Genomic DNA, 16482 nt, shown 5'->3' with positions numbered 1-16482 from the left:
GGGAAGGAGGACAGATGATCCGCTACGACGAGCACGACCAGGCACGGTGGGTGCCCGAACCCGCGGGCAACCCCGAACGTGGCGCCTTCGAGCGCGACCGGGCCAGGGTCATGCACAGCGCCTCCCTCCGCCGGCTCGCCGCCAAGACTCAGGTGGTGACGCCGTCCGATCACAGCCTGCACAGCAACCGCACCCGGCTCACCCACTCCCTCGAATGCGCCCAGATCGGCAGGGAGATGGGCAAGCTCCTCGGCCGCGACCCCGACCTCGTCGAGACCGCCTGCCTCGCCCACGACCTCGGGCACCCGCCGTTCGGCCACAACGGGGAGGCCGCGCTGAACGAGGTGGCCGCCCCCTGCGGCGGCTTCCAGGGCAACGCGCAGAACCTGCGGCTGCTCACCCGGCTGGAGGCCAAGGTCCTCACCGAGGACGGCCGCAGCGCCGGCCTCAACCTCACCAGGGCCGCGCTCGACGCCGTCTGCAAGTACCCCTGGACGAGCGGTTCCCACCGGGTCCCCGGGCTTCCCCACGCCCGCGACGACGGGCCGTACTGCGTCTATCCGGAGGAGGCGGAGGTCTTCGCCTGGGTGAGGGAGGGCAGCCCCGGCTACCGGGTCAGCTTCGAGGCGCAGATCATGGACTGGGCCGACGACGTCGCCTACTCCGTCCACGACCTGGAGGACGCGCTGCACTGCGGCCACGTCACCCCCGAGGCGCTGCGCGACCCCGAGGAGCGGCTGGAGGTCTGCCGCCAGACCCGGCAGTGGTACGCCCCGGACGCCGATGTCGCCGAGCTGACCGACACGTTCGCCCGGCTGGTCGCCGACCCGGTCTGGCCCGCCGGCTTCGCCGGTCCGTTCGTCGGCGGCATCGACGACCTCGCCGCGCTCAAGCGCCTCACCAGCTCGCTCATCGGCCGCTTCTGCCGGTCGGCCCAGGACGCCACCCGCGAGGCGTACGCGTACGCGGAACCGCCGGCCGGACGGCACACGGCGGACCTCGTCGTCCCCAGGACCACGCGCCTCGAGTGCGCCCTGCTCAAGGGCGTCACCGCGCACTACGTGATGTCCCGCGCGGCGCACCACGCGGCCCAGGCGCGGCAGCGGGAGCTGATCGCCGAGCTGGCCGCGCTGATCTGGGCGGGCGCGCCCGCCACGCTCGAACCCGCGCTGCGTCCCGCCTTCGAGCGCGCCGCCGACGACGCCGGCCGGCTGCGCGCCGTGGTCGACCAGATCGCGTCGCTGACCGACGCCTCCGCCGTCGCCTGGCACCGGCGCCTGTCCTGACGAGGAATCCGGACGCCGTTCCCGGGCACCTGGTACCCGTCCGGCGCGTTCCGGTCGACTCGGGCGGAGTGCGGGCGGATACTGCGCGAAAGCCGGGAGTGAGAGGTGCAGATGTCGACGTACGCGATAGTGGGGGCGGGCCTGGCGGGGGCGAAGGCGGCCCAGACGCTCCGCGAGGAGGGCTTCACCGGCGAGATCGTGCTGATCGGGGCCGAGCAGGAGCGCCCCTACGAGCGGCCCCCGCTCTCCAAGGGCTACCTGCAGGGGACCACCGAGGTGGCGAAGGTCTACGTCCACGAACCGGACTGGTACGCCGAGCACGACGTGCGGCTGCTGCTGGGCGTGGCCGTCACCGCCGTCGACCCCGCGGCGCACGAGCTCCACCTCGCCACCGGGCAGCGCCAGCCGTACGACAAGCTGCTGCTCGCCACCGGGGCGACGCCGCGCCCGCTCCCGGTCGAGGGCGCGGACCTGGAGGGCGTCCACTACCTGCGCACGCTCGCCGACAGCCAGGCGCTGCGCGCCGCGTTCGCCCACCAGGGGAACGTCGTCGTCATCGGTGGCGGCTGGATCGGGCTGGAGACCGCCGCGGCGGCCCGCCAGGCGGGATGCGCGGTGACGATCGTCGTGCCCAGCCCGACACCGCTCTACCGGACCTTCGGCCCCGAGATCGGGGAGATCTTCGCGGCGCTGCACCGGCGGCACGGCGTCGAGGTGCTGCTCGGTGTCTCCGCCGCCCGCCTGGAGGGCGACGGGCACGTCCGCACGGTGGTCACCTCGGACGGCCGCTCGCTGCCCGCCGACGACGTGGTGGTCGGCATCGGCGTCGCCCCGAACCACGAGCTGGCCCGCAGCGCGGGGCTGGAGGTGGCCGACGGCATCGTCGTGGACGCCTCCCTGCGCACCTCGCACCCCGACATCTACGCCGCCGGCGACGTCGCCGAGGCGATGAACCCCCTGCTCGGCCGCCGCGTACGGGTCGAGCACTGGGCCAACGCGCTGAACGGCGGCCCGGCCGCCGCCCGGGCCATGCTCGGCCAGGACGTGGTGTACGACCGCGTGCCGTACTTCTTCACCGACCAGTTCGAGCTGGGGATGGAGTTCTCCGGCGACATCGCCGGCCACGACCGGGTGGTCTACCGGGGGTCCGCGGAGAGCCTGGAGTTCATCGCCTTCTGGCTGCGGGAGGACCGGGTCCTCGCCGGGATGAACGTCAACGTCTGGGACGTGACCGGCGACATCCAGGCGCTCGTACAGGCGGGGCAGCGGGGCGCCGCCGTGGACCCGGCCCGGCTTGTCGACCCCGGTGTCCCGCTCGGCGACCTCCTGCCGCGCTGACCTCCCGCTGTGCTGACCTCTTTCCGCGCTGATCTTTTCGCGCTGATCTTTTCGCACCCGGCCCCGACCTTCTACGCGGCCGGGCGCTGTGCGGGCCGTGCGGATCTACCCCGGGGTGACCATGGTCGGCTCGTCCTCGGGTTGGTTCTGCCGCCTGACACTGGCCCGTGTCTTCGTGGTCGCGTCGGCCTTCTCGGCCGCGCCGCTCTTCGTCGTGGGGGGCGTCTTCGCGGTGCACAGCCGGTCGCAGGCGGGTAGCTTGCCCACCCGCTTGCGCAGCGCGAACACGGCCTTCTTCGGGGAGAGCGTCCGGTTGCCGTCGTACCAGGCGTCGAGGTAGTCCCACGGCTCGACCATGCCGCGCCTGATCCACCAGTACTCCGGCGGGGCCGGCCAGGAGATCGCGAAGTAGAGGTTGCTGGCGGTGTCGCGGGCGTTCCCGGAATTGCCCAGGCGGCCGAGCCGCTGGCCCGCCTTCACCGTGGCGCCCGGCCGCACGTCCGGCTCGATCGAGTCGAGGTGGCCGCCCAAATAGACCACGCCGTCCTCGCCGAGGACCGTCACGTACCGGCCCTCGCGGTCCTGGCCGCGGTCCGTGGACGGGACCCACCGGTTCTGCACGTTGACCTCGCGGACCACGCCGTTCACCGGCGAGACGAACGCGCAGCCCTTGCCCGCCCAGATCACGGTCTTGGGCAGCACGAGAAGCTGCCGCGCGTACGACACCCGGCACCCCTTGACCGGGAACGCGTACGTGTAGGCCGACACCTTGGGCGGCGGGAGCCGTACGGGGTCGGGGGCGGGGGGCGGGACGACGGAGCGCATGTGGTCGCTGTCGCCGACGGCGCCCCCTCCCTTCGGGGCGGCGACGGCGCCGTCCGGGGTTTCGGGGGGCGGATCCTCGGCGCGGGGCACGGACGGCAACGAGCTCACTCCGGCGACCCCGGCCGGCGCTCCGCAGGCGGCGGTCAGTCCGGCGACGGCCATGGCGGCGGCCGCGACGGCGGCCAGTCTGCCCGATCGCATGATCTCCACCCGCTCGACGTTAGCGAGATCCGACCGTTCCTTTGTAACTGACGCGGATTTCGGTCACGACCCGTTACCGAGATTCGGTCCTGGGACACCCACGCCCGAGACCTCCCTTCCAGGGCCTAAACTCGCGAGCGTGGCAGGGCGTAGCGGTGCAGGGCGGATCAGCGACGAGGACATCGCGCTCGTGCGGGAGCGCTCGCCGATCGCCGACGTGGTGGGGGAGCACATCCAGCTCCGGAACGCGGGCGGCGGCAACCTGAAGGGGCTGTGCCCCTTCCATGACGAGAAGTCCCCGTCGTTCAACGTGACGCCCGCGCGCGGCTACTACTACTGCTTCGGCTGCGCCGAGGGCGGCGACGTCATCACGTTCGTCCGGAAGATCGAGAATCTGACCTTCTCCGAGGCCGTCGAGCGCCTGGCGCAGCGCGCCGGGATCCAGCTCCGGTACGAGGAGGGCGGCTACGTCCCCGGGCGCGAGCAGGGTGAGCGGGTCCGGCTGATCGAGGCGCACCGCGCCGCGGCCGAGTTCTACGCCGAGCAGCTCGCCACGCCGGACGCCGCGCCGGGCCGGCGATTCCTGTCCGAGCGCGGCTTCGAGCGGGTGGACGCCGAGCGGTTCGGCGTCGGGTACGCGCCCGCCGGGTGGGAGGCGCTGTCCCGGCACCTGATGGCCCGCGGCTTCACGTCGCAGGAGCTGATCAAGGGCGGCCTGGTCCGGGAGGGCCGCCGAGGACCGATCGACCGGTTCCGCGGCCGGCTGGTCTGGCCGATCAGGGACATCACCGGCGACGTCATCGGCTTCGGCGCGCGCAAGCTGCTCGACTCCGACGACGGTCCGAAATACCTCAACACGCCCGAGAGCCCGATCTACCACAAGAGCTCCGTGCTGTACGGCGTGGACCTCGCCAAGCGGGAGATCGCCCGCCGCTCGCAGGCGGTCATCGTCGAGGGCTACACCGACGTCATGGCCTGCCATCTGGCCGGGGTGCCGACGGCGGTGGCGACCTGTGGCACGTCCTTCGGTGAGGAGCACATCAAGGTCCTGCGGCGGCTGCTGCTCGACCAGGCCGAGTTCCGCGGCGAGGTGATCTTCACCTTCGACGGCGACTCCGCCGGGCAGAAGGCCGCGCTCCGGGCGTTCCAGGACGAGCAGAAGTTCGTCACCCAGACGTTCGTCGCCGTGCAGCCCGACGGGCTCGACCCGTGCGACCTGCGGCTGAAGCACGGCGACGCCGCCGTCCGCGACCTGATCGCGAGCCGTGAGCCGCTGTTCGCCTTCGCCATCCGCAGCGTCATCTCCCGCTACGACCTGACGACCAACGAGGGGCGGCTCGGCGCGCTCGACGCCGCCGCCCCCGTCATCGCCTCGATCAAGGACCCCGGGCTGCGCAAGACGTACGTCGTGGACCTGGATCGCTGGCTCGGCTTCATGGACGAGGGGTTCGTGATCCAGCGTGTCCAGCAGGCGATCGGCCAGGGCGGCCAGGGGGGCCAGGGCGGCGACCGCGGCCGGAACGGGCACCAGGACCAGCCCGGCCCGTACGGCCGGCAGCAGGGGTCCCAGCAGTACGGCCGGCGGCAGGGCCGTCCATACGGCGGGCCGGACGAGGGGCGCTACGGCGGCCCCGCCCAGGGACGCGCGACGGCGCAGGAACCGCGGGAGAAGGCCGATCCGGTCGCGATGCTGGAGGCGGAGGCCCTGAAGCTCGCCGTCCAGCGGCCCGCCCTGCTCGGCCCCGAGTTCGACGCCCTCGGCGGCGAGGCGTTCACCCGGCCCGAGCACGCCGCGCTGTACGGCGTGATCGTGGCGGTGGGCGGCACGGTCGCCGGCGGTCCCGGCGGGCAGGAGTGGGTCGAGCGCCTGCTCGCGGCGGCCGGTGACGAGCTGCGGCCCGCGCTCACCCGGTTCGCGGTCGAGGAGCCGCGCGTCGAGACGGGCGGCGAGGAGCGGTACGCCGCGGCCGTGCTCGCCCGGCTGCTGGAGACGGCGGTGGGCCGGTCGGTCGCGCAGATCAAGTCGCGGCTCCAGCGGCTCAACCCGGTGGAGGAGCAGCAGGAGTACAACCGCCTCTTCGGCGAACTGGTCGCGCTGGAACAGCAGCGGCGGGTGTTGCGTGAGCGCGCCGCCGGGGCATGAATTACTTTCCTTTCCAATCTCAACAACCGGCAAACGCCGATTTAGATTGCGATCGGGTATTGACTTCTGCCTTACCTTGGGTGACAAAAATAGGCCTGCCGCTTTGTGGTACTCATACCGCAGACTGTGATGCGTGGGTGCATCGGTGCTACCAAGTGGGCCGCCATCGGTAGACCAGGTGGCGGACCTCGTTGCGAAGGGAAGGGAACGCGGCAGCGTCACGGTGGACGACGTGGCCGCCGCGCTCGACAGGTCCGAGCTTCCGTCTGACGCCCTGGAGCGCGTCGTGCGGATGCTCGCCGAGAACGGGGTCGAGGTCCTCGAACCCCAGGGTGACGACGAACCGGCCAAGGGGGAGGACGACGACGGCCGGCGCGCTCCGACCAGCGATCTTGTCCGCATCTACCTGCGGGAGATCGGCCGGGTTCCGTTGTTGACGGCCGAGGAGGAGGTCGAGCTCGCCAAGGCGATCGAGGCCGGACTGTTCGCCGAGGACAAGCTGTGTGACGGCTCGGCGGTGCGGCTCGGCCGCTTCGATCTTGAGGATCTGGTCTGGGAGGGGGTGCGTGCCAAGCAGCGCCTGATCGAGGCGAACCTGCGGCTCGTGGTTTCGATCGCCAAACGTTATGTCGGTCGTGGAATGCTCTTTCTTGATCTCATCCAGGAAGGCAATCTCGGGCTGATCCGCGCGGTCGAGAAATTCGATTACGCCAAGGGATACAAGTTCTCGACCTACGCCACGTGGTGGATTCGCCAGGCGATCACCCGGGCCATCGCGGACCAGGCCAGGACGATCAGAATTCCGGTCCACATGGTTGAGACGATCAACAAATTGGTCCGGGTGCAGCGGCAACTCCACCAGGACCTCGGCCGTGAGCCGGTGCCCGAGGAGATCGCGGCCGAGATGGACCTGCCGATCGACCGGGTGGTGGAGATCCAGCGGATCGCGCAGGAGCCGGTGTCGCTGCAGTCGCCCATCGGCGAGGAGGACTCCGACCTCGGCGACTTCATCGAGGACGGGGACGCGGTGGTGCCGATCGAGGCCGCCGCGTTCATCATGCTGCAGGACCAGCTCGACGACATCCTCGCGACTCTCTCCGAGCGTGAGCAGCGGATCATCCAGCTCCGGTTCGGGCTGTCCGACGGCCACCCCCGCACGCTGGAGGAGGTCGGCCGGGAGTTCGGTGTGACCCGTGAGCGGATCCGCCAGATCGAGTCCAAGACGCTGGCCAAGCTGCGCCATCCGACCCGGGCCCAGATGCTCCGCGACTACCTCGAATAGCGCGTCGTGCGCGCGCCCCCGGTCTCCGCCGGGCCAGGGCCGTTCGGCCCGGCCGGCCCGGCCGTCCGGGTGGCCGGATCCGTTGTCCGGCTCGATGAGCCGCGTGCGGGGCCGGTCTCCAGTACGTCCGGAGGCCGGCCCGCTCCGGAGAAGAGACCAGGCGGCTGTGCTCGCGACCTGGTGCCGAACCCCGGCAGGCGGACGCCGGACACTCGGTGCGTCGCCGGCGCTCCGCGATGCGGACTATGCCGACATTGAGCATCAAATGCCGCATTTGCCGTGTATGGGTTATATAACTCATCAATCCGGTGTGGCTACATGTCAAGAAAGTCAGTTAATATCCCCATGCTTGATGCAGAGGGCATTTCACCCCGCTTCCGGGCTTCTTGGCGCGCACCGGTTCCGGCGGTGTGACCTGCCCTTCCGGGTGGCGGCGAAGGATCGGCCACGGCCTTCGCCGCCGCTCAGAGCGTCGCGGGGCGTGTGCCCCCCGGCAGGCGGCTCGTGCCCCGGCCCCGGCGCACGCGAGCGGCTGACGAATCCGGCCCCGCCATATCCAGTGATTTTCCGGCTTTAGGGGATTAATCTGGATCGATGGAGGGGCGTCCTGCTGTTGACGACGCCGCGCTCGGGCGGGCCTCCCTGGCCGTCCTCGACGCGAACTGGACGGGCGTCTCCACCGTGCCCGCGCCCGGCGTCTATCCCCATCAATGGAGCCTGGACTCGGCGTTCGTGGCGATCGGCCTCGCCCGGCACGACGCCGCGCGGGCCGGGCAGGAGCTGCTCTCGCTGCTCGCCGGCCAGTGGCGTACCGGGATGATCCCGCACATCGTCTTCCACCACGCCGGCGGCTACTTCCCCGGGCCGTCCATGTGGCGCTCGGCGGAGGCCCCGGACGCCCCGCTCGGCACGCACACCTCGGGCCTCACCCAGCCGCCCCTGCACGCGTACGCCGTCTGGCGGGTCTGGCGGCAGGCCGCCGACCGCGACCTCGCCGCCCGGTTCGTCCGGCTGGCCTGGCCGTCCCTCGTGGCCCAGCACGCGTACCTGGAGACCAGGGACGCCGGAGGGGCGGGGCTGGCCGCGATCGTCCACCCCTGGGAGTCCGGCATGGACGACAGCCCCGCCTGGGACGAGCCGCTGGCGGCGTCGCAGGCGGGCCGGTGCGGGGACGGCTACCACGACCGGTACTTCCGGCTCGCGGTGCTCTGCCGGGACCATGGCTACGCGTCGTCCTACTACCGGGACGAGCACCCGTTCGCGGTCGAGGACCCGCTGTTCAACGGCATCTGGCTGCTGTCCTGCGACGCGATGGCGCGGCTGGCGTCCGAGGTCGTCGGCGCCGACCCCGAGCCCTTCCTGGAGGCCGCCGCGCGGATCAGGGCCGCGCTGCTCGACCGGCTGTGGGACGGCGCCTTCTACGCCCGGGACGTCCGCGCCGGGCGGCTGGTCCCGGTCTGCACCATCGGAGGCTTCGGTCCCATGCTCGACCCCGGGCTGCCCCGGCACGTCGTCGAGGCGCTGACCTCACTCCTGGAGTCGGCCAGTTTCATGGGCGCGGCCGGATATCCCGTGCCGAGCTGCGACATCAGGGCGCAGGAGTTCGACCGCGGCCAGTATTGGCGCGGCCCGTCCTGGATCAGCACCAACTGGCTGCTCGCCCAGGCGGCCGCCGCGCACGGCCTCGACCGGCTGAGCGAGATCCTCGTCGCGAGCACGCTGCGGCTGGTCCGGCAGGGCGGGTTCCGCGAGTGCTTCGACCCCTTCGACGGCACCGGGCACGGGTGCCGGGACTTCTCCTGGTCGGCCGCGCTCACCCTCGATCTGCTCGGGAGATAGCCTGCCGCTGTAGCCATTGTCGCGATTGTCGGGCGGTGCCCCTTGGCTGGATCCTCGTTCTCCCGCGCGCTCTCCGGTCTCGCCGGAGCCCTCCTGGGCACCCGCCTGCCCTCCGAGGTGCGTACGGCCCTGGCCCTGGAACCGGGCGAGCGGCTACTGAGTCACGCGCGCACCGCGGACGGCGGGGGATACGCGGTCGCCACGACGCTGGCCCTGCACCTGCCCGGCGGTACGCGGCTGCCCTGGCATCTGGTGGACAAGGCCACATGGGACGAGAACGGCCTCATCGTCGTCATGACGGACGGCGAGACCCACGCGGTGGCGCTGCCCGAGCCCGGCCTGCTGCCGGAGACGATCCGCGAGCGGGTCACCTCGTCGATCGTGGCGAGCAGGCACGTGACACTCGACGCGCGAGGAGGGGTGCGGCTGGTCGCCCGGCGGGTGCCCGGCTCCGATCAGCCGCGCTGGGACTTCGCCTTCGACCCCGGCCTCGACGCGGACGACCCGGGACTGCGCGCCCTCGCCGAGCAGGCGCTCGAGGAGGTGCGCCGCAGCCTCGGCGTCTGAGGCGCCGGCGGTCGGGGAGAGCGGCCGGCGCGCGACACGCGGACGGGACGGCCGGATCAGGTTGTTCCGGGGTCGGGCCAGCCGGCCCCGCTGGGCACTCGCTCCGCCATCCATTCCTTGGGCTCGTGCTCGGTCTCGGGCCTGCGCATGAACGGGACCTTGCCGCTGAACTTGTCGCCCATCACGCTTTTGGCCTTGTCCGCGACTCGGGCCGCCTGGGCGCCCACCAGGCCCGCAGCCTCCTGGATCGTCGGGTTATCCGCCACCCGCTGTGCCAGGCGCTTGATCTCCTCGTACCGCTCCCGCCCGGCCCGAGTGCCAAGGACGTAACCGATGGCCAGTCCGGCGGCGAACATCGCCTTGTAGCGCATCTTCCACCTCCCCACTCAATGTCTCCGGCCTCCTACCCTGGGGGCCACGCTCTATCCAAGCGCAACCGATGTGACAAGAACCCCTCGGAGTGCGCTAATCTAGTTCCGCGCCGCAAGGAAGGCCGAAAGGCCCGAAAGGCGGAGCAAAGCTCCAATCCCGTGTAGCTCAATCGGCAGAGCAGCCGGCTGTTAACCGGCAGGTTATAGGTTCGAGTCCTATCGCGGGAGCCATCGGCCGAGGCCGGGTGATCAAAAGATCACCCGGCCTCGCGGCGTTTTCCGGCCCGATCCGGCGTCCCCGAGGTCGATCGACCACCTCACACTGGTGTAGAACATAGTTCTGCGCAGGGAGGTCGACATGCCGATGCTGTCCGAGAACCACGACCTGGTGCTGTCCGAGAGCCGTGGCGCCGTGCGGATCCTGACGTTCAACCGGCCGGAGCGGTTGAACGCCTGGACTCCCGATCTGGGGCGGCGCTATTTCGATCTCCTTGAGGAGGCCGACCGCGACCCCTCCGTACGGGTCGTCGTGGTCACCGGCGCGGGGAAGGGGTTCTGCGCCGGGGCCGACTTCCAGGCGCTCGCCGCCGTGGGCGCGGGCGAGGTACCGGACGGGCCCGGGTTCGAGCTCGACCCCCGGCCCACCACTTTCCCGATCACCCTCCGCAAGCCGGTCATCGCCGCGGTGAACGGCGCCTGCGCCGGGCTCGGGATGGTCTACGCCCTCGTCTGCGACCTCGTGTTCACCGCCGAGGACGCCAAATGGACCACCGCGTTCTCCCGGCGCGGCCTCATCGCCGAGTACGGCCTGGCCTGGATCCTGCCCAAGCTCGCCGGACAGGCCCGGGCGATGGAGCTCCTGCTCTCCGGCCGCACGTTCCCCGGCTCGGAGGCGTACGCGCTGGGGCTGGCGTGCCGTGCCGTACCGGGGGAGCGGGTGCTCGACGAGGCCCTCGCGTACGCGGAGGAGCTGGCAACGCACAGCTCGCCCGCGTCGATGGCGGTCATCAAGCGGCAGGTGTGGGACGACTGGGAGCGGGGGCTCGACGAGTCGCGGGACCGGGCGGTCATGCTGATGCGAGAGTCGTTCGGGCAGCCCGATTTCGCCGAGGGTGTGGCCAGCTTCCTGGAGCGCCGGGCGCCGGGCTTCCGGCCACTCTGACCGCCTGCCGACTTCCGGGCGCGCTGTGACCACCCTCCGGGGCTTCCCGGCCCCTCTGGCCGCCCGCCGGGACCTCCGGGACTTCCCGGGCGCGCTGTGACCGCGCGCCGGGCTTGCGGGCGCGCTGTGACCGCGCGCCGGGCTTGCGGGCGCTGTGAGGGCCGCTCGCGCGGGCTCCGGCCGTCCTCAGCGGAGGCGGCGGGCGCCGGGCGCGGGGACGGCCTCCAGGAACGTGGGGGCGGCCCAGCCGCGCGCCTGGTAGGACCGCAGCACCTCGTCGCGGACCGCCGCCAGGCGCTCTTCCGGGACGAGCGCGATGGCGGAGCCGCCGAAGCCGCCGCCGGTCATCCTGGCCCCGCGCGCGCCGCCCCTGACCGCCGCCTCGACGGCCGTGTCCAACTCGGGGCACGACACCTCGAACTGGTCGCGCAGCGACAAGTGGGAGGCGTTCAGGAGCGCGCCGATTTCGCGTACGGCGCCCGCCCGCAGCAGGCCGATCAGCGCCTCGACCCGGTGGTTCTCGGTGACCACGTGCTGGGTGCGCCGGCGCTCGTCGCCGCTCAGCCGCGCCAGCGCCCCGGCCAGGTCGGTGACGTCCCTGAGCGCGGGCACGCCGAGCCGCTTGGCGGCGTTCTCGCAGTCCTGGCGGCGCTTCGCGTACTGCCCGTCGGCCAGCTCGTGGTAGACGCCCGTATTGATGATCAGCAGCCGCAGGCCGTTCGCGGCCAGGTCGAGCGGCACGGTCCGGCTGCCCAGCGTGCGGCAGTCGAGGAACAGCGCGCGCCCCTCCTCGCCGAGCGCCGACGCCGCCTGGTCCATGATCCCGCACGGCATCCCGACGAAGGCGTTCTCGGCCCGCTGCGCGATCTTCGCCAGCTCGATCCTCGGGAGGGCCAGGCCGTACAGGTCGTCGAGGGCGACCGCGACGGCGACCTCCAGTGCGGCGCTCGACGACAGCCCGGCTCCTCGGGGGACATCGCCGTCGATCATGATGTCCGCGCCGCCGACCCGATGACCCGCCTCGCGCAGCGCCCACACGACACCCGCCGGGTACCGGGCCCAGCCGTGCGCCCGGTCGAGGTCCTCGACCGTCTGCTCCTCGCCGGGCGCCTGGAGCGACGCGAGCCGTACGACGCCGTCCGCGCGGGGGCTGACTGCGGCGGTCACACCCCACGGGACGGCGAAGGGCAGCACAAGGCCATCGTTGTAGTCGGTGTGCTCGCCGATCAGGTTGACCCGCCCCGGCGCGTGCCAGACCCCCGTGGGCTCGTCACCGTACGCCGCACGGAAAGCCTCAAGAATCCGCATAATCAAACACTCCTCAACAAACGGCCTGAACGTAGGGTAGCGAGTCCCCGCACCTGTGCCAGCCTTGACGATATGGAAGTCGCGGCAGGTCTGGAGGCGCCGGCGGCGCGGATCTCCTCGCCGATCGAGGAGGTGCTCGACGAGCGCCTCAAAGGGGTCCGGTTGCTGCTCAAGCGCGACGACCTGATCCACCCCGACATCCCCGGCAACAAGTGGCGCAAGCTGAAGTACAACCTGGGACCCGGCCCGGTGCTCACGTTCGGCGGGGCGTACTCCAACCACATCAGGGCCGTCGCGGCGGCCGGGGCGCGCTACGGGTTCGCGACCATCGGCGTGATCCGCGGCGAGGAGCACCTGCCCCTCAACCCCTCCCTGGCGTACGCGGTGGAACAGGGGATGCGGCTGACCTACCTGGACCGGTCGGCGTACCGGCGCAAGCACACCCCCGAGGTGATCGACGCGCTGCGCGCCGAGTTCGGCGAGTTCCGCCTCCTGCCCGAGGGAGGCAGCAACGCGGCCGCCGTACGCGGGTGCGCCGAGATCGCGCCGGAGCTGGACGCGCAGCTCGGCGGGCGGTATGACCTGGTCTGCTGCCCGGTCGGCACCGGCGGCACCCTCGCGGGCCTCGCGGCCGGGCTCGCCCCCGGCCGGAAGGCGGTCGGCTTCTCGGTGCTGAAGGGCGGCGAGTTCCTGGGCGGAGAGGTCGCCCGGCTCCAGCGTGAGGCGCTCGGCCGGGTGACGGACAACTGGCGGGTCGAGTGCGGCTTCCACTTCGGCGGCTACGCGCGGGCCACGCCCGAGCTGCGCGCGTTCGCCGAGGACTTCACGGCGCGGCACGGCCTCCGCCTCGACCTCGTCTACGTCGCCAAGATGATGTACGGGATCTACGCGCTGGCGGGCGAGCTCGCGCCCGGCACGGTCGTCGTCGCCCTGATCACCGGTTGACCGGGGCGGGGCCGTACCGCTTCCCGGACGGGAGGGGTACGGTCGGCGACATGACTGAGTTGGTCTACGGCGACCGGTCCCATGAGGAGTACTGCGCCGCGATCGAGGCGGACGCGGCCCGGCTGGTCGCGCTGGTCGCGGAGGCCGACCCGGCCGCTCCCGTGCCCACCTGCCCCGGCTGGACGATCGCCAAGCTGGCCAGGCACGTGGGGATCACCCAGCGCTGGGCGGAGCATCTGGTGCGCACCCGCGCCCCTGAGCGGGTCACGTCCCGCGACGTGCCGATGGACCGGCTGCGCGAGGGCGACGACCCCGCGGCATGGCTCGCGGACGGGGCCGAGCGGCTCCTCGCCACCCTGCGCGCCACCCCGGCCGGCACGCCGGTCTGGTCCTGGGGCGGCGATCACCGGGCGGCCTTCTGGTCCCGGCGGATGCTGCACGAACTGGTGGTCCACCTCGCCGACGCCGAGCTGGCGCTGGGGCACGAGCCGGAGATCGACGCGGCGACCGCGATCGACGGCGTGGACGAGTTCCTCGGCATCCTGCCGTACGCCGAGTGGATCGCGGAGCGGCTCGCGACGCTGCGGGGCGACGGCGAGACGCTGCACCTGCACGCGACGGACGCCGACGGCGAGTGGATGATCACCCTCGGGCCCGAGGGGTTCACGTGGGCGCGCGGACACGGCAAGGGCACGGTCGCGGTGCGCGGAACGGCGAGCCACCTGCTGCTGCTCATGTACGGGCGGCTGCGGCCGGACGGCGGCAGGTTCGAGGTCTTCGGCGACGAGACCCTGCTCGCCCGCTGGCTGGAGAACACGCCGATCTGAGGGACCCCGGGTTCAGGGGCGGGCGGCCAGCCAGTCCCGGGCGCGGTCGATGTCGCATCCGGACAGCCCGCTCCGGGGGTCGACCTCGATCAGGAGGAACTCGCCGACGTCCGGGTGGCCGGTCAGGTACTCCCAGTCGGCGGGCGTGAGTTCGTCGTCGAACCACACGAACGGGCGGCCCCGGACATACTCGGCGACCGGCCCCGTCTTGAAGAGCGGGCCGTCGGCGGCGCGCGCTCCCGTGGTCACCTCGATCACGGGGAGCCGGGGCAGGCCGAGACGCGGGCCGATCTCCTCGTTGGCGTTCTCCTCCCAGGTGGTGGCCCAGACCAGCTCGGCGCCGGTGTTCTCGGCCAGGTCGCGCAGCTCCGCGCCGTGCCGTTCGTCGAGCAGCACCTGGTACGTGAGGCCGTCCACAACGCACTCATGCCTGGCGAATCGGGAGGAGGGGCGGTGGAACGGGTTGAGCACCCCGTCCACGTCGAGCAGCACCAGGGGACGGGCGGACGTCGTCACGATCTCCTCCAGGACGGCCGGTACTGCGCGACCAGTACACGCTACTCAAACGGCCACTCCTGGGACATAAGTCATTTGTGGGAGTTTTGTGAGATTTGTGCTGACCGGGGCGGCGGCGCGCGCGATCGACGTCGCGCACCGCCGCCCCGGTGGCCTGCCGGCTCGGGTCCCGCGCGCTCACCCCTTGCGCGGCTCTCCGCGGTAGGTGCCGAACGACCAGAGGTTGTCCTCCGGATCGCGGACCGCGAACTCGCGCGAGCCGTAGTCCGTGTCCTGCGGTTCCTGGAGGACGTGCGCGCCCGCCGCCGTCGCCCGCGCGTAGAGCGCGTCCGGATCGTCCGTGACGACGTACGCACCGAAGGTGCCGGGCTGCAGCGACCACTTGTCGCCCGGCGTGTCCCGGTCCGAGCCCAGCATGATGCCGCCGCCTAGAGGCCACGAGAGCTGGGCGTGATCGACCCGCTCGCCCTCGCCGTACACGGCGGTCTCCTCGAAGCCGAACGCGTCGACGAGGAAGCGGATGAGGCCGCGCGCGTCACGCGCGCGCAGCGTGGGCCAGACCTGGGGTGCCGGTGTGTTGTCCGTCATGCCGCCAGTCTCCAGCCGCACCCCCGCCCGGGCTTGGACGTTTCGGAATTCCTCAGCGAGCCGCCGGCTCTGCCGTCAGGAGAACTCCGGGAAGCGGGCGTCGGCTTCCGAAACGCCCGCGACCGCCCGCGGACCCCAGCCGAAGCAGTCGAGGGTGAGACGGTCGAGACCGTGCAGGGCGAGCCGGTGTACCCAGGGCCCGGGGACGGTTGCGAGCCGATGGATCTCGGGGAGATGCCGCTCGAAGAACTGGGTCATGGCGCGCATGGTCATGTTGTTGTTGCCGAAGACGACGTAGCGCGCAGCGCAGAGGCAGATCGCGTGACGTTCGAGCGGGTTACGGACGATGTTGCGGTCGGCGCCGATCAGGATGCGACCGTCGAAGCTGGCGTCCACGATCCACTCGGTGTCGGGAACGGTCTCGGCGGGCTTGGTGCCGTACCGATCGTTGATGGTCTCCACGTCCTCGACGAGCAGCCGTACGGCATCGGTGAAGCGTCGGCCCTGTGTGCTGCGGTCGAGGAAGAGCCGAAGAGGGGGAAGGGCATTCGCGCTCACGCGGCCAGGAGCCCCTCCCGCTGCGCCACCTCGGTGACCTGGTCGACGGGCAGATCGAAGTCGTGTGCGACGTCTTCGATCTCTTCGCCCGCCCTCAGCATGCCCTGCACGACGTACAGAGGTGTGCCGCTCTGAGTGAAGTACGGCTTGCCGAAATTGGTGGAGGGGTCGGCGGCGATCTCGGCCACCTCGTAGCCGGGAAGGAGGATCCTGCGGGCGTACTCGTCGTCGTAGGTGATCTGCCGGAGATACTGCTCGATGATCTGGCGGAAGACGTATTGATCGTCTTTGAGCACGATGAGGTCGCGGGCGCTGTGCCGGGCGTCCTCGTCGATCTCGCCCTCCGCGCTGACCTCCCACAGCAACTGGGCGCCGGCCACGTAGAGCTTCCGTGAGGCGAGTGCGTGCTCGACGCCAATCCGCGTGCGAACGAGTTCAAGGGCGGGGCGGATCTGCTGGAGCGGCATGCCCGCCTTGCGCAGCGCGGAGAGGAACATGCCTTCGGCGAGGCCGATGAACGGGATCGAGGGCCGGCCAGGGCCGGCGGACGGCAGATCCGTGATCAGGGGAGCGCCTTGGACGGGCGGACGACCGGCGACCTCCCGGCGGTATCCCCTGACCCATCGGCGGAACGTGGTGTCGCGTACGTCGAGGTAGCGCGCCGCTTCCGACGCCGTGTAGAGCGGCATGGTGAACCTGACGTCGTCGGGCTTCGCGTACGGCATG

At 71.6% G+C, this 16482-nt stretch carries 16 protein-coding genes and 1 tRNA gene; 10 read left to right on the top strand and 7 right to left on the bottom strand.

The genetic code is table 11. The features are described from left to right. Positions 1-14 precede the first annotated feature (14 nt). Positions 15-1286: a deoxyguanosinetriphosphate triphosphohydrolase gene (locus ACQP1V_RS34580; RefSeq protein ID WP_433414559.1), complete on the top strand. Its 1272-nt coding sequence runs from the start codon at positions 15-17 to the stop codon at positions 1284-1286. 111 nt (positions 1287-1397) lie between these two features. Continuing rightward, positions 1398-2624 carry an NAD(P)/FAD-dependent oxidoreductase gene (locus tag ACQP1V_RS34575; RefSeq protein WP_433426057.1) on the top strand — a complete coding sequence of 409 codons (1227 nt, stop codon included), beginning with the start codon at positions 1398-1400 and terminating at the stop codon, positions 2622-2624. 105 nt (positions 2625-2729) lie between these two features. On the opposite strand, the gene ACQP1V_RS34570 is transcribed toward ACQP1V_RS34575, so the two are convergent. After that, positions 2730-3650, bottom strand: coding sequence for a M23 family metallopeptidase (locus ACQP1V_RS34570; protein ID WP_433426055.1), 921 nt, complete (start codon positions 3648-3650; stop codon positions 2730-2732). A gap of 139 nt (positions 3651-3789) precedes the next feature. Between ACQP1V_RS34570 and dnaG the strand changes: the two genes are divergently transcribed. The 4 genes from dnaG (at position 3790) to ACQP1V_RS34550 (ending at position 9481) form a co-directional block, all read left to right on the top strand. Further along, positions 3790-5793, top strand: coding sequence for a DNA primase (dnaG, locus tag ACQP1V_RS34565; RefSeq protein ID WP_433414557.1), 2004 nt, complete (start codon positions 3790-3792; stop codon positions 5791-5793). A gap of 178 nt (positions 5794-5971) precedes the next feature. Further along, positions 5972-7075 carry an RNA polymerase sigma factor RpoD gene (gene rpoD / locus ACQP1V_RS34560; RefSeq protein ID WP_387413771.1) on the top strand — a complete coding sequence of 368 codons (1104 nt, stop codon included), beginning with the start codon at positions 5972-5974 and terminating at the stop codon, positions 7073-7075. Positions 7076-7669: 594 nt separating this feature from the next. Further along, positions 7670-8914, top strand: a complete 1245-nt coding sequence (locus ACQP1V_RS34555; protein ID WP_433414555.1) for an MGH1-like glycoside hydrolase domain-containing protein — start codon at positions 7670-7672, stop codon at positions 8912-8914. Between the two features lie 42 nt (positions 8915-8956). Then, positions 8957-9481 carry a hypothetical protein gene (locus ACQP1V_RS34550; protein WP_433414553.1) on the top strand — a complete coding sequence of 175 codons (525 nt, stop codon included), beginning with the start codon at positions 8957-8959 and terminating at the stop codon, positions 9479-9481. Between the two features lie 56 nt (positions 9482-9537). Here ACQP1V_RS34550 and ACQP1V_RS34545 read toward each other — a convergent pair whose 3' ends face one another. Beyond that, the gene (locus ACQP1V_RS34545; protein ID WP_067132459.1) at positions 9538-9852 is read right to left on the bottom strand and encodes a hypothetical protein; all 315 of its coding nucleotides are present in this window, start codon (positions 9850-9852) and stop codon (positions 9538-9540) included. 155 nt (positions 9853-10007) lie between these two features. Between ACQP1V_RS34545 and ACQP1V_RS34540 the strand changes: the two genes are divergently transcribed. Together ACQP1V_RS34540 and ACQP1V_RS34535 are read left to right on the top strand one after the other, a co-directional pair. Beyond that, positions 10008-10083 (top strand) — tRNA-Asn (locus tag ACQP1V_RS34540). A gap of 127 nt (positions 10084-10210) precedes the next feature. Beyond that, positions 10211-11014, top strand: a complete 804-nt coding sequence (locus ACQP1V_RS34535) for an enoyl-CoA hydratase-related protein (protein ID WP_433414551.1) — start codon at positions 10211-10213, stop codon at positions 11012-11014. 186 nt (positions 11015-11200) lie between these two features. On the opposite strand, the gene galK is transcribed toward ACQP1V_RS34535, so the two are convergent. Next, positions 11201-12322, bottom strand: a complete 1122-nt coding sequence (gene galK / locus ACQP1V_RS34530; RefSeq protein ID WP_433414549.1) for a galactokinase — start codon at positions 12320-12322, stop codon at positions 11201-11203. A gap of 72 nt (positions 12323-12394) precedes the next feature. On the opposite strand from galK, the gene ACQP1V_RS34525 reads away from it, so the two are divergent. Next, positions 12395-13267 (top strand): 1-aminocyclopropane-1-carboxylate deaminase/D-cysteine desulfhydrase, encoded by an 873-nt coding sequence (locus ACQP1V_RS34525; protein ID WP_433414547.1) that lies wholly within the window; start codon positions 12395-12397, stop codon positions 13265-13267. 50 nt (positions 13268-13317) lie between these two features. After that, positions 13318-14094, top strand: coding sequence for a maleylpyruvate isomerase family mycothiol-dependent enzyme (locus ACQP1V_RS34520; protein ID WP_433414545.1), 777 nt, complete (start codon positions 13318-13320; stop codon positions 14092-14094). A 12-nt stretch (positions 14095-14106) separates the two neighbouring features. On the opposite strand, the gene ACQP1V_RS34515 is transcribed toward ACQP1V_RS34520, so the two are convergent. The 4 genes from ACQP1V_RS34515 to ACQP1V_RS34500 form a co-directional block, all read right to left on the bottom strand. Further along, positions 14107-14610, bottom strand: coding sequence for an HAD domain-containing protein (locus tag ACQP1V_RS34515; protein ID WP_387413784.1), 504 nt, complete (start codon positions 14608-14610; stop codon positions 14107-14109). A gap of 177 nt (positions 14611-14787) precedes the next feature. Continuing rightward, complete coding sequence (locus ACQP1V_RS34510; protein ID WP_387413786.1) at positions 14788-15198, bottom strand: VOC family protein; 411 nt, start codon at positions 15196-15198, stop codon at positions 14788-14790. A gap of 75 nt (positions 15199-15273) precedes the next feature. Continuing rightward, positions 15274-15756 carry a hypothetical protein gene (locus tag ACQP1V_RS34505; protein WP_433414543.1) on the bottom strand — a complete coding sequence of 161 codons (483 nt, stop codon included), beginning with the start codon at positions 15754-15756 and terminating at the stop codon, positions 15274-15276. Then, positions 15753-16481, bottom strand: a complete 729-nt coding sequence (locus tag ACQP1V_RS34500) for a DUF433 domain-containing protein (protein WP_433414541.1) — start codon at positions 16479-16481, stop codon at positions 15753-15755. The genes ACQP1V_RS34505 and ACQP1V_RS34500 overlap by 4 nt, the downstream gene beginning before the upstream one ends. Position 16482 lies beyond the last annotated feature (1 nt).

This window comes from Microtetraspora malaysiensis (assembly GCF_050947145.1).
GTDB classification, from domain to species: Bacteria; Actinomycetota; Actinomycetes; order Streptosporangiales; family Streptosporangiaceae; genus Microtetraspora_A; species Microtetraspora_A malaysiensis.
Note: the sequence above shows the minus strand (reverse complement) of the source record. Positions and strands in the feature narration are given on the sequence as shown.